Source organism: Streptomyces sp. NPDC033177 (assembly GCF_055577715.1).
In genome coordinates this window covers 462694-475083 of the sequence record NZ_JBVIPS010000005.1, presented here as the reverse complement: position 1 = coordinate 475083, position 12390 = coordinate 462694, and the positions used below count along the sequence as shown (strand labels likewise).

Annotated in this window: 10 protein-coding genes; 5 read left to right on the top strand and 5 right to left on the bottom strand. The window is 70.8% G+C overall.

Annotation, left to right across the window (positions count from 1 at the left end):
- Positions 1 to 15: 15 nt before the first annotated feature.
- Positions 16 to 1530 carry a peptide MFS transporter gene (locus ACZ5U5_RS20275; RefSeq protein WP_469023369.1) on the bottom strand — a complete coding sequence of 505 codons (1515 nt, stop codon included), beginning with the start codon at positions 1528 to 1530 and terminating at the stop codon, positions 16 to 18.
- 253 nt (positions 1531 to 1783) lie between these two features.
- Here ACZ5U5_RS20275 and ACZ5U5_RS20270 point away from each other — a divergent pair, with 253 nt between their 5' ends.
- The 4 genes from ACZ5U5_RS20270 (at position 1784) to ACZ5U5_RS20255 (ending at position 6328) form a co-directional block, all read left to right on the top strand.
- Complete coding sequence (locus ACZ5U5_RS20270; protein WP_469023367.1) at positions 1784 to 2794, top strand: polyprenyl synthetase family protein; 1011 nt, start codon at positions 1784 to 1786, stop codon at positions 2792 to 2794.
- 299 nt (positions 2795 to 3093) lie between these two features.
- Positions 3094 to 4368 carry a LolA family protein gene (locus ACZ5U5_RS20265; RefSeq protein ID WP_469023363.1) on the top strand — a complete coding sequence of 425 codons (1275 nt, stop codon included), beginning with the start codon at positions 3094 to 3096 and terminating at the stop codon, positions 4366 to 4368.
- Positions 4369 to 4458: 90 nt separating this feature from the next.
- On the top strand, positions 4459 to 5430 hold the full coding sequence (locus ACZ5U5_RS20260) for an ABC transporter ATP-binding protein (protein WP_469023361.1): 972 nt from the start codon (positions 4459 to 4461) through the stop codon (positions 5428 to 5430).
- A 34-nt stretch (positions 5431 to 5464) separates the two neighbouring features.
- Positions 5465 to 6328 (top strand): ABC transporter permease, encoded by an 864-nt coding sequence (locus ACZ5U5_RS20255; protein WP_469023769.1) that lies wholly within the window; start codon positions 5465 to 5467, stop codon positions 6326 to 6328.
- 21 nt (positions 6329 to 6349) lie between these two features.
- On the opposite strand, the gene ACZ5U5_RS20250 is transcribed toward ACZ5U5_RS20255, so the two are convergent.
- The 4 genes from ACZ5U5_RS20250 to ACZ5U5_RS20235 form a co-directional block, all read right to left on the bottom strand.
- Positions 6350 to 6943: a flavodoxin family protein gene (locus ACZ5U5_RS20250; RefSeq protein WP_469023359.1), complete on the bottom strand. Its 594-nt coding sequence runs from the start codon at positions 6941 to 6943 to the stop codon at positions 6350 to 6352.
- A 148-nt stretch (positions 6944 to 7091) separates the two neighbouring features.
- Positions 7092 to 8033 (bottom strand): M28 family metallopeptidase, encoded by a 942-nt coding sequence (locus ACZ5U5_RS20245; RefSeq protein WP_469023356.1) that lies wholly within the window; start codon positions 8031 to 8033, stop codon positions 7092 to 7094.
- A gap of 134 nt (positions 8034 to 8167) precedes the next feature.
- On the bottom strand, positions 8168 to 10174 hold the full coding sequence (locus tag ACZ5U5_RS20240) for a hypothetical protein (protein ID WP_469023354.1): 2007 nt from the start codon (positions 10172 to 10174) through the stop codon (positions 8168 to 8170).
- A 172-nt stretch (positions 10175 to 10346) separates the two neighbouring features.
- Entirely contained in the window at positions 10347 to 11216 is an 870-nt protein-coding gene (locus tag ACZ5U5_RS20235; protein ID WP_469023352.1) for an AraC family transcriptional regulator, read from the bottom strand.
- Between the two features lie 100 nt (positions 11217 to 11316).
- On the opposite strand from ACZ5U5_RS20235, the gene ACZ5U5_RS20230 reads away from it, so the two are divergent.
- The gene (locus ACZ5U5_RS20230; protein ID WP_469023349.1) at positions 11317 to 12162 is read left to right on the top strand and encodes an NAD(P)H-binding protein; all 846 of its coding nucleotides are present in this window, start codon (positions 11317 to 11319) and stop codon (positions 12160 to 12162) included.
- Positions 12163 to 12390 lie beyond the last annotated feature (228 nt).

Below are 12390 nucleotides of genomic sequence, written 5' to 3'. Positions count from 1 at the left end.
GTGTCCTATGCGTCCTCAGTGGACGGGGTGCATGGTGCGGCGCAGCCATGGGGCGAGCAGGATGACGGCCACACCGGCGGCCACCGCGATCGCGCCGTTCACGCCGAAGTACGCCGGGTTGGAGACCTCTCCGTACAACTTCACGACCTGCGCCTGGATGCCGTTGGCGAGGGCCAGCGAGAGGAACCAGAGGGCCATGGTCTGACTGGCGAAGGCCTGGGGCGCGAGTTTCGTCGTGGCCGACATGCCCGAGGTCTCCACGAGGATGTCGCCGAGGCCGAGCAGCAGGTACGAGCCGACGATCCACCAGACCGCCATCTTGTACGTGTCGTCGCCGTGCCCGGAGGTGGGGAGCACCATCAGCAGGAACGACAGGCCGCCCAGGATCACGCCGAACGCGATCTTGTTGGAGGCGTGCGGCTGGCGGTGACCCATCCGGGCCCAGACCGTGGCGACGACGGGGGCGAGCGCGACCTCGAAGGCACCGAGCGCGGAGGCGTACCAGCTCGCGGGGAAGGTGAAACCGAAGATCGCGGTCTCGGCGTTCGTCGACGCGAGCAGGATCATCGTCGAATACGCCTGGAAGAGGATGAAGTTGAAGACGACCGAGGCGAGGAAGAGCACCACGTACGGCCTGAGGCGGCCGCGCTCCTCGGACGTCACCCGTGGGCTGCGGAACATGACCACGAAGTAGACGATGGGCGCGATCACCGAGATGACGGTGAGCAGGTCGACGAAGCGGTCCATCGTCAGCCAGCCGAGGGCGGCGAGCAGCGCCGCGACGGCGGCGAACACGACGACGCCCACGACGATCAGGACGACCGCGCGGCGCATCGCGTCCTTGGGCAGCGCGAATTCGGCCGACGCCTTGCGTCCGGCGAGGTGACGGCGCCCGAGCACGTACTGGATCAGGCCGAACGTCATGCCGATCGCGGCCGCCGAGAAGCCCCAGTGCCAGCCCTTGTGGTCGCCGAGCCAGCCGGTGATCAGGGGGCCCGCGAAGGCGCCGATGTTGATGCCCATGTAGTACAGCGCGAAACCCGCGTCACGGCGGTCGTCGTCGGTGCGGTAGAGCTTGCCGACCATCGAGGCGACGTTCGGCTTGAGCAGGCCGGTGCCCGCGCTGATCAGGCCGAGCCCGACCCAGGTCATCGTCGCCGTCGGCACGGCCATCGAGTAGTGGCCGCAGGCGATGAGGATGCCGCCCCACAGGACCGCGCGGTACGAGCCGAGGATGCGGTCGGCGAGCCAGCCGCCGGCCACCGAGACGAGGTAGACGAGCGTTCCGTACGCCGCAGACACCGAGGCGGCGGTCCCGGGATCCATGCCCATTCCGTCGTTCGCGACGGAGTCCGCGAAATACAGGACGAGGATGGCCTGCATGCCGAGGAACGAGAAACGCTCCCAGACCTCGAGACCCGAGAGGGTGAGAAGTCCGCGCGGCTGCCCGAAGAAGGCGTGGTCGTCGCCGGGCGGCGGCTCCGTCGGCGGCTCCGCGGGCGGTTCGATGTCGGGCTCAGTGCGGGACAAAGGTTCTGCTCCGGGTAGTTCTGGGGCGTATCAGCTGATCAAGAACATACCGGCGGTCACCGCACGCCGCCTGGGCGGCATTGCACAGGCGGGTGCCCACTGTGATCGAAAGGCGACCGGATACGCTGACTTGTGTGATGGCAGCGACACATCGACAAACCGTGTCATCGAAGCGATCATCACGCAAAGACCGACCGAGTGATGATCGACCGAGTGACCGACTTGTGATCGTCAGCAGACAGGAGAACCCCTCGTGACCGTCGTCGGGCCCTTCGGCCTCAGCGTGCGGGACCAGGCTCTCGAAGCCGATGTCCAGGCCGGATTGGCGGCCGTCGAGGAAGGTCTGCTCGACGCCACCAAAAGCGGGGTCCCCTTCATCACGGAGGCCGCGCAGCATCTGGTGCGCGCGGGCGGCAAGCGGTTCAGGCCGCTCCTCGTGATGCTCGCCTCCCAGTTCGGCGATCCGTACGCGCCGGGTGTCGTGCCCTCCGCCGTCGTCGTCGAGCTCACGCACCTCGCGACGCTCTACCACGACGACGTGATGGACGAGGCGGACGTGCGCCGCGGCGTCGAGAGCGCCAACCAGCGCTGGGGCAACTCCGTCGCCGTCCTCACGGGTGACTTCCTCTTCGCCCGCGCCTCGTACATCCTGGCCGACCTCGGCCCGGACGCAGTCCGCATCCAGGCGGAGGCGTTCGAACGCCTGGTCACGGGCCAGATCCTGGAGACGGCGGGGCCCACCGAGGGCCGCGACCCGGTCGACCACTACCTCGACGTGCTCGGCGGCAAGACCGGCTCGCTCGTCGCCGTGGCATGCCGTTTCGGCGCCATGATGTCCGGTGCCGACGAGACCGTCGTGGACGTCCTGACCCAGTACGGGGAGCGGCTCGGCGTCGCCTTCCAGCTCGCCGACGACGTACTGGACATCGCATCCGACTCGCACGAGTCCGGCAAGACGCCCGGCACCGACCTGCGCGAAGGCATCCCCACGCTTCCGGTCCTGCGCCTGCGCGAGCGGGTGGAGAAGCTCGGGCTCCCCGAGGACATCGCCCTGTCGGAGCTCCTGGACTCGGACCTGACCGACGACGCGCGGCACGCCGAGGCGCTGACCCGGCTGCGGGTCCACCCGGCCCTGGAGCAGGCGCGCAAGGACACGGTGCGGTTCGCGGAGGAGGCGCGGGACACCCTCGCGCCGCTGCGGGACTGCGACGCGAAGACGTCCCTCGTCGAGCTCTGCGATCTGGTGGTGCACCGGGCGGGCTGAGCCGCCCGTGTTCGTGCAGCGCTGAACCCTGAGTGCTCGCGCAGCACCGAACCCTGAGTGCTCGGGCGGCGCTTCCCCTACTGGTCGGGGGAGGCGTCGCCTCTTCTTGTCATCCCACAGCAGTACGTGGAGTTGCTCCCGGGGTCTGACGCTTCTCGCTGGCCGATTTGGTCGTATGGAGACAAGCAAGGTCCAGCAAGAACAACCACTCCTGACCTATTCGGGTGAGAATGGCGGCGAGGAGTGGACGCACGCACGTACTGGGAAGGCCGCCGCCGACCACGGAGGTAGGGCACACAATGGCACCGTACGAACCGGAGCAGAACACCAGCGAGAGCGGGGAGCTGCGCGCGGGCCGTCGCAAGGCGGCGCGTTACGTGGTCCCCGTCGCGGTGGCGGGGGTGGCGGCGGCGACCATCGGGCTCGTCCCGGCGCTCGCCACGTCGGGCGACCCCAAGCTGCCCGACGTCACCGCCCAGGAACTCATCGAGAAGATCGCCGCGTCGGACACGGAGCAGCTCTCGGGCACCGTGAAGATCAGCACCGACCTCGGCCTCCCGTCCCTCGGCGGCGACATGGCCGGTGGCTTCGCCCCGGGCGGTGGCTCGGGCGGCGACGACGGCAAGGACGGCGAGGGCTCGGCAGCGGACCCGCAGGCGAAGCTGATGGAGCTGGCGACCGGCACGCACACGCTGCGCGTCGCCGCCGACGGCCCCGACAAGCAGAAGCTGTCGATCCTGGACGACGCCGCCGAGTACAGCCTGATCCACAACGGCGACGACGTGTGGGCGTACGACAGCAAGTCGAACGAGGCGTACCACTCCAAGTCGGCGGGCAAGGGCGGGGACTCCGGCAAGGGGTCCGACAAGGACTCCGGTGTGAAGGACCTCCCCAAGGATGTCCCCTCCACGCCCAAGGAGCTGGCCGAGGAAGCGCTGAAGGCCGTCGACGACACGACGTCGGTGAAGGTGGACGGCACCGCGCAGGTGGCCGGCCGCGACGCCTACCGCCTGGTCATCAAGCCCAAGCAGTCCGGCTCGACGATCGGCCAGATCACGGTCGCCGTGGACTCCGAGACCGGCACGCCGCTGAAGTTCACGCTCACCCCGTCCGGCGGTGGCAGCGCGGTTGTCGACGCGGGCTTCACCAAGGTCGACTTCGGCAAGCCGGCCGCTTCGACCTTCGACTTCACGCCGCCCAAGGGCGCGAAGGTCACGGAGGGCGACGACACCGCGGCCGAGAAGCACGGCTTCAAGGACGGCGGCAAGGAGTTCAAGGACGACAAGGGCATGGAGGACCTGAACGGCCTGAACGTCATCGGCAAGGGCTGGAACTCCATCGCCGAGCTCGAACTGCCGGGCGGCCAGGGCCTCCCGACGGGTGCCTCCGGTGACGTCCCGCCGGACGCGCAGAACTTCCTCGACTCGCTCGGCGACAAGGTGTCGGGCGACTTCGGCTCGGGCACGGTCTTCAAGACGCGCCTGATCAACGCCCTCATCACCGAGGACGGCAAGGTCTACGCGGGCGCGGTCACCAAGGACGCGCTGGTGAAGGCGGCGAACGCGGCGAAGTAGCGTGCTGCGGCAAGGCGATTGAGCGGCGGGTCCGAGGTGCCGGACAGGTACCTCGGACCCGCCGTCACGACTTCGAGCGGGGGAGGCAAGGTGCCGGGCAGCAGCAGTAGCGGCGGTGCGGCGGAGACCGTCATCGAGACCTCCGGGCTGACCAAGCGCTACGGCAAGCAGCTGGCCGTGGACCAGCTGAGCCTCACCGTCCCCGCGGGCAGCGTCTTCGGGTTCCTCGGGCCGAACGGCTCGGGCAAGACGACCACCATCCGGATGTTGATGGGCCTGATCGAGCCGACTTCCGGCCGGGCCAGGGTCCTTGGCCGCCCGATGCCGCGCGAGACACGCACCGTGCTCCCGCACGTGGGCGCGCTCATCGAAGGCCCCGCGCTCTACGGCTTCCTCTCCGGCCGCGACAACCTCCTGCGGTACGACGCCGCCGACCCGACCGCCGATCCGCGCACCCGCCGTGCCCGCGCCGATTCCGCCCTGGGCCGGGTGGGGCTGACGGCTGCCGCGGGCAAGAAGGCGAAGGCGTACTCGCTCGGGATGAAGCAGCGCCTCGGGCTCGCCGCGGCGCTGCTCCAGCCGCGCAGGCTCCTCGTGCTCGACGAGCCGACCAACGGACTCGATCCGCAGGGCATGCGCGAAATCCGGGCGCTGATAAGGGAATTGGCGTCGGAGGGTACGACCGTGTTCCTCTCCTCGCACCTCCTGGACGAGATCGAGCAGGTCTGTACGCATGCCGCGGTGATGGCGCAGGGCCGTCTGATCACCCAGGGCCCGGTCGCCGAGCTCGCCGCGGGCGCGCGAGGGCGCCTGGTCGTCACGACGCCGGACACGGGTGACGCGGTGCGCGTCCTGAAGGAACTCGGCGTGACGGATCTCGTCGTGACGGAGGACCGCGTGACGGGCGAACCGCCGGGCACGGAGAGCGGCACGGACCTCGCCGAGCTGAACGCCGCCCTGGTCGGTGCGGGCGTCCGAGTGCGGGGCTTCGGCGTCGAACGGGCCTCGCTGGAGGACGCGTTCGTGGCGCTGACGGGGGAGGGCTTCGATGTCGCGGGCTGAGATCGACGACGTACGGGACGACGTACGAGGGGTGATGGACCCAGCGAAGGTGCGGCGCATCTGGACCTTCGGGATCTTCCGCAGCGAGCTCGGCATCACCTTCCGCCGCTGGCGGACCCTCGCGCTGCTCGGCGTACTCGCCGCCGTGCCGGTCCTCGTGGGTGTCGCCGTCAAGATCGAGACCAGCGACGGCTCGACGCTCGGCGGGGGCGGCGGCGAAGCGGGGGGGCCGGCGTTCATCGCACAGGTGACCAACAACGGCCTGTTCCTGGTGTTCACCGCGCTCGCCGCGACCCTCCCCTTCTTCCTGCCCATGGCGGTCGGCGTCGTCGCGGGCGACTCCATCGCGGGCGAGTCCAGCGCGGGGACGCTGCGCTATCTGCTCGTCGCCCCCGCGGGACGTACGCGCCTGCTGCTCGCCAAATACGCGACAGCGATGACGTTCTGCCTGGTCGCGACCCTCGTCGTGGCTGTCTCCGCGCTCGCCGTCGGGGCGCTGCTCTTCCCGGTCGGCGAGGTCACCACGATCTCCGGCACCCGGATCGGCTTCGGCGAAGGGCTGCTGCGAGCCCTGCTCATCGCCCTCGTGGTCGCCGCGTCACTGATCGGGGTGGCGGCGCTCGGTCTCTTCGTGTCGACGCTGACCAGCAGCGGCATCGCGGCGATGGCGACGACGGTCGGCCTGCTGATCACCATCCAGATCCTCGACCAGATCCCCCAGCTGCACGCCATCCAGCCGTACTTCTTCTCGCACTACTGGCTGTCCTTCGCGGACCTGATGCGCGAGCCCGTCTACTGGGACGAGCTGGTCAAGAACCTCGGCCTCCAGGGCCTGTACGCGGCCCTGTTCGGCTCGGCGGCGTGGGCGAGGTTCGGGGCGAAGGACATCACGGCGTAGGGCCGGCCGCCCTGCGCATCGTCAGCTCTCGTACGGGTAGCGGGCGAGCGGCGGCTCCTGCGCGAAGAACGTCTTGGCGCGAGCGAGGGCCTCGGTGTCGTCGAGCACGTTGCCCGGCCGCGATCCGTTGCCGAGCAGGACGCCGCCGAAGTGCAGCGGGAAGAAGGCGGCCACGTGGTTCAGCGTGCTGATCAGCGGCTCCGCGACCTCCTCCTCGCTGTGGGCGAGCGCCGTCACGCCCCACAGGGTGCGGCCCTTCATGGTGGCCTTGAAGTCGACCTCCGGGACCTCGAGCCACGCGTCCCAGTAGTCGAGGTAGCGCTTGGTGGTGGCCGAGAGGGAGTACCAGTACAGGGGCGACACGATGACGATGTCCGTGGCGTCGAGGGTGGCGTCCAGGAGCAGTGCCTCGTTGTCGCCGGAGGGCCGGGGGCGGGCACGCGGCCGTGTGCTGTCGTGGCGCAGGTCCTCGAAGTCGGGCAGCGGGTGGTCGGCGAGGTTCAGCCAGCGCTGCTCCACGTCGGCCGGGAGCTGCTCAGCGGCCTTGCGGGCCAGCGTCTCCGTGTTGCCCTCGGGGCGGGCGCTGCCGAGGACGAAGAGGAACTTACGGGTCATGGTGGGCCCCCTGGGTGTGTGGCGTGGTGGCGCACGGTCACGAGGACCGTGCAATTACCTGCGCATGCACTATATGCATGCGCAGGTAATTGCGTCCAGGGGTTACTCGGCCCGTGGGGCCGGCCGGCCCTGAGCCAGGGCCGGGAGGTCAGGCGGAAAGCCCCCACACCGCGTACGCCACCGCGTCGCTGTTGCGGTCGAGGGCGGTCCCGTCGATGTTCGACTTCGTGTCGCAGGCGGAGTGGTAGCACTTGTCGAACGGCTCACCGGCCGTGCCGCCCCAGTTCTGGGCCTGCTCGGCGGTCTTCTTGTAGTCGGCGCCGCTGAACAGTCCGCCGACCGGCACGCCCGCGTCCTTGAACGGTGCGTGGTCCGAGCGGCCGTCGCCCTCCTTGTCGGGCTCCGTGGCGAGGTCGAGGCCGCCGTAGTAGTCCTTGAAGGTCTTCTCGATGGTGGGGTCGTCGTCGTAGACGAAGTAGCCCGGGTTCGGGGAGCCGATCATGTCGAAGTTCAGATAGCCCTTGATCTTCGAGCGCTCGCCCGCGGGCAGCTTGTCGACGTAGTGCGAGGAGCCGACGAGCCCCAGTTCCTCGGCTCCCCACCAGGCGAACCGCAGGTGCTTGGCCGGCTTGTACTGCTCGCGCGCCACGGTGAGCGCGGTCTCCAGGATCGCGGCCGAACCGGAGCCGTTGTCGTTGATGCCGGGGCCCGAATTGACGCTGTCGAGGTGCGAGCCCGCCATGACGACCTGGTCGGCGTCGCCGCCGGGCCAGTCCGCGACCAGGTTGTAGCCGGTCTTGCCGTTGGAGGTGAACTCCTGGAGCGAGGTGGTGAATCCGGCCTCGTCCAGCTTGCCCTTCACGTAGTCGATCGAGGCCTTGTAGCCCGCGCTGCCGTGGGCGCGGTGGCCGCCGTTGGACGAGGCGATGTCCTGCAGCTGCGAGAGATGGGCCTGGACGTTGGCCACGGAGATGTCGGGGGCGGCCGCTGTGGGGGCGGAGGCCGCGGAGGACGCCGCGTTGGTGGTGAGGATTCCGGTGACGGCTATGGCGGCGGCTGCCGCGGCGCGTCCGGGAACGGAGAGCTTCATGTGGGGGGCTCCGTGTTCTGTTGGTTCGTTGCTTGGGCTTGCGCGAGATTGCTTGGTGGTGCGTGGGGGCGCCAATTCCGTTTGTCATTCATGGAATTGGCGTGCCTGATGGTGGGGGTGAGCTTGACCGTGCGTCAAGAGCGCATATCGGTCGCCGTGTTCCGCAAGGCGGTCGTCGTCGGCGGCGGCACGAGCACCGTCCAGCCGGGAGCGTAGGTGTCCGGCACGGGATACCGCCGCCAGTCGCGGGCCCAGCGCGGGGGCTGCTTCTTGCGCAGGACCAGGGCGGCGGGCGGCCGCCGGTCGCCGGTCCGGGCGGCCGAGCACCCGGAGACGTACGCGATGGGGATCACCGAGGTGCTGCCCTTCAGTACGCACGGAGCGCGGACCCCGTGCTCGTACAGGACCCCGGTGACGCGCACCCAGTCGCCGCGGGCGCCGGCCTGGATACGGGCGTTGCCGAAGGCGAGCGGGAGCTGGACCCCCAAGTGGGCGACGAGGGCGGCGGCGAGGACGACGGTGACGACGCGCTGTGCCCGGCCGAAGAGGGCGAGGAGTCCGAAGGCCGCGGGGACGGCGAGGAGGGCGTGGGCGGGGAGGAGGAAGCGGGGGGCGCCGTAGGGGACGAGGAGGAGATAGGGCAGAGCGACACACACGGCGACGACCACGGCCAGCCGGAGCGCGGGGCGGACTGCCTTCGGGGTGGCGAGGGTTCTCGTCGCGGTGCCGTACGAGGTGTCACGCGCGCTCGCCTTCTCCGCCTCGGCCCTCTCCGCCTCGGCCTTCTCCGCCCCGGCTCTCTCGGCCCCGGTTCTCCCCGCCCTGGCCTTCTCGGCCTCGGCCTTTTCCGTCCCGGGCTTCTCCGCCTCGGCCTTCTCCGTCTCGGCCTTCTCCGTCTCGGCTCTCTCGGCCCCGGTTCTCCCCGCCTTGGCCTTCTCGGCCTCGGCCTTTTCCGTCCCGGGCTTCTCCGTCTCGGCCTTCTCCGCCTTGGTCCTCTCCGTCCCGGCTCTCTCCGCCTCGGCCTTCTCCGTCCCGGTCCTCCCCGCCCTGGCCTTCTCGGCCCCGGCCTTCTCGGCCCCGGCCTTCTCGGCCCCGGCCTTCTCCGCCCCGGCCTTCTCCGCCCCGGCCTTCTCCGCCTCGGTCCTCTCCACCCCGGTCCTCATCCCCGCCCCCGCCCCCGCCCTCCTCGTGGCCCACAACCCGGCGGCCACGAGCACCGGCAGGAGGAGCCACCACTCCGCGGCCACGATCCTGAGTTGGTCGGCGGTGCACGGTCGGCAGAGCAGAGGGCCGTCCAGGGCGGTGAACTGGGCCTCGACGGCAGCCAGGGGACGCAGCCCGCCCTGCACGTCGCTTGCCGCCGAGAGTCGTTCGCGTACGCCGCCGAAACGCACGTACGCCTCGATGGCCCACGGCAGCAGACCGGCCAGGACACCGCCGACCACGGCGAAGGCGCGCCCCCTGGTCCGCCAGGCGGGCACGAGCAGGGCGGCGGCGAGCAGCGGGACGGCGACGGCGGCACCGTCGTTCGGGCGCATCAGGGCGGCCAGGGCGAGCCCCGCCGCGATCCCCGCGTGGGCGAGACGCCCGGGGCGGGCCCCGAGGAACAGTCCGACCGCGGCCGTGACCCCCATGGCGGTGTAGTGGTTCGGCATCGCGGCGTTCGCGTAGAACAGCGCGAACCAGAGGCTTCCGTAGAGCCCGGCAGCCACGCCGGCCACGGCGGGACGCCCGGCGATGACGCGCAGCCAGGGTCTGAAGCCCAGGTAGAGGGCGGCGGTCGAGAGCAGCGTCAGCCAGACCCTGAGCAGGAGGGTCGAGTCGCTCCAGGCCGCGACGGGGGAGAGGAGCAGGGGGACGCCGCGGGTGCGGGGAGCGCTGAAGGGGGTGGCGGGTTCGTACGGCGGGAAGCGGCTCGCGTAGACGATCTCGTCCCAGCCGAGGGAGAGGGTGAGCGGGACGAGAGCGAGGGAGAGGGCGGCGAAGGCGACGCAGGCGGCGAGGAGGGGGAGGTCGTCGCGGCCGGAGAAGCTGCGGGGGAGACGGCGGTCGAAGAGGCTGCCGGGGAGGCGGCCGGTCGAGGGCGCCGCCCCCGGCTTCGGCGCGGTCTGGGCAACGGTCCGGGGCGCGCTCTCGGGCACGAGGGTCTCGACCTCCCGCCAGACTCGGTCAGGCGATGTCGCTTTCGATCAGTTCTGATCCCTTATGGGTGAAGGTAGCGACGATGGCGCCCGATTCGGAGGAGGTGGGGCCGAAGTATTTCGCCCACTGCCGCGGTAGGCCCCGTCCCACTCGAAGGCGCGGTGCCGTAGGTCAGCCTGTGGCCATGAGGGAGCGGGGGTCCGTTCGGGCGGGGGTCAGGGAGGCGCGGTAGGTGCTGGGGGCGATGCCCCGGATCCGCTTGAAGGCGTCGCTGAAGCCGAAGCCGTCCGCGTAACCGACCTGCCCGGCCACGGAGGCCACCGTCGCGCCCGGCTCGGCGAGCAGCTCGGAGGCGAGCGTCATCCGCCACTCGGTGAGGTACGCCATCGGGGGCCTGCCGACAAGCTCGGCGAAGTGCCGGGCGAACGCCGCCCGCGACACCTGGCCGCGCGCGGCGAGCGACGCCACCGTCCAGGGCCGCGCGGGCTCGTCGTGCATGGCGTGCAGGGCGGGGCCGACCACCTCGTCGCCCAGCGCGCGGTACCAGGCGGGCGGGCAGGCGTCCGGCAGGTCGAACCACTCGCGCAGGGTGCAGGCCAGCATCCAGTCGAGCATCCGGTCCATCACGTACTGGCGCCCCGGCCGGTCGGCGGCCACCTCCGCGGCGATCAGCTCCAGGATCGGCATGCACTCCTCGCCCGACGGGACCACGAGGAGCGGCGGCAGCATGCTGACGAGGCGGCGCCCCACCGCTCCGTCCAGTTGGTAGGCCCCGGTGATGAGCTCGGTCCCGGCGCCGGCGGCTTCCGCGGAGGCCAGCGTGAACGGCGCCGTCGTACAGACCACGGCGGCACCCCCTTCGCCCAGAAGGCGCGGTTCACCCGACGCGGCGGAGATCCGAGCCGCCCCGTGCACCACCGTGACCAGCGTCAGGGCGGCCCCCTCGCTGTGCCGCCTCTCCCAAGGCCCGGTCAGTACGGCCCGGTCGAACAGCGCACCGTCGGCACGTACCCCTCGCAGCAGATCCCCCAGAGCGTCCATGCCCCCACCGTAGACGGCGCCCCGCGCACGTGGACGTACTCCCATGGGAGCGAGACGAGCGCCCATGTGATGGGCGCACACAGGGGAGTTGGCTGTACCCATGACAGACAACGCGAAGAACACGCAGGCATCCGACGCCCTCATCCTCGTCCTCGGCGCCACCGGCAAGACGGGCCGCCGCGTGGTGGCCCGGCTGCGGGACCAGGGCAGGAACGTACGCGCGGCGTCCCGCTCCGGCGAGACCCGCTTCGACTGGAACGACCGTGCCACCTGGGCCCCGGTCCTCGAGGGCGTGTCCGCCCTCTACTTGGTCGGCCCGCCGGAGCCGGAACCGATCGCCGACTTCGTGGACCAGGCCGCCGCGGCCGGCGTACGCCGCTTCGTGGTCCTGTCCGGGCGGGGCGTCGAGGTGTTCGGTGACTCCTTCGAGCCGTCCATGGCGGAGGCCGAGCGCGTGGTGCGTGCGGCGGGCGTGGACTGGACGGTGATCCGCCCGAACAACTTCTCCCAGAACTTCGACGAAGACCTCTTCGCCGCACCGCTGCTCGAAGGCCGCCTCGCGCTGCCGGTGGGAGATGTGCCGGAGCCGTTCATCGACGTGGAGGACATCGCGGAGGTGGTGGCGGCGCTGCTCACCGAGGACGGGCACACAGGACGTACGTACGAACTGTCGGGCCCCCGGGCACTGAGCTTCGCCGAGGCGGTCGCCGAGCTGGCGGAGGCGTGGGGCCGGCCGATGCGCTTCGAACACATCACGGCGGACGCGTACGTGACGGAGCTGGCCGGCCAGGGAGTCCCCGAGGAGATCGCCCGCCCCCTCGCGGACGTCCTCGCCTGGCTCCCCGAGGGCCACAACGCAAAGCCCACACCGGACGTACAAACCATCCTCGGCCGAGCCCCTCGCGACTTCACGACGTACGCAAGGACAACGAGGCCGCCCCGCTAGGGCCGCGAGGAACGACGCGCCAAGCCACGACGCACCCGCAGAAGACAGCCGATGAGGCGTCCCCGTCAGGGGCGCGAGGAACGGCGCGCTCAGCTACAACGCACCCGCAGAAGACAGCCGATGAGGCGTCCCCGTCAGGGGCGCGAGGAACGGCGCGCTCAGCTACAACGCACCCGCAGAAGGCACCGACGAGGGCGCCCCGTCAGGGGCGCGAGGAACGGCGCGCTC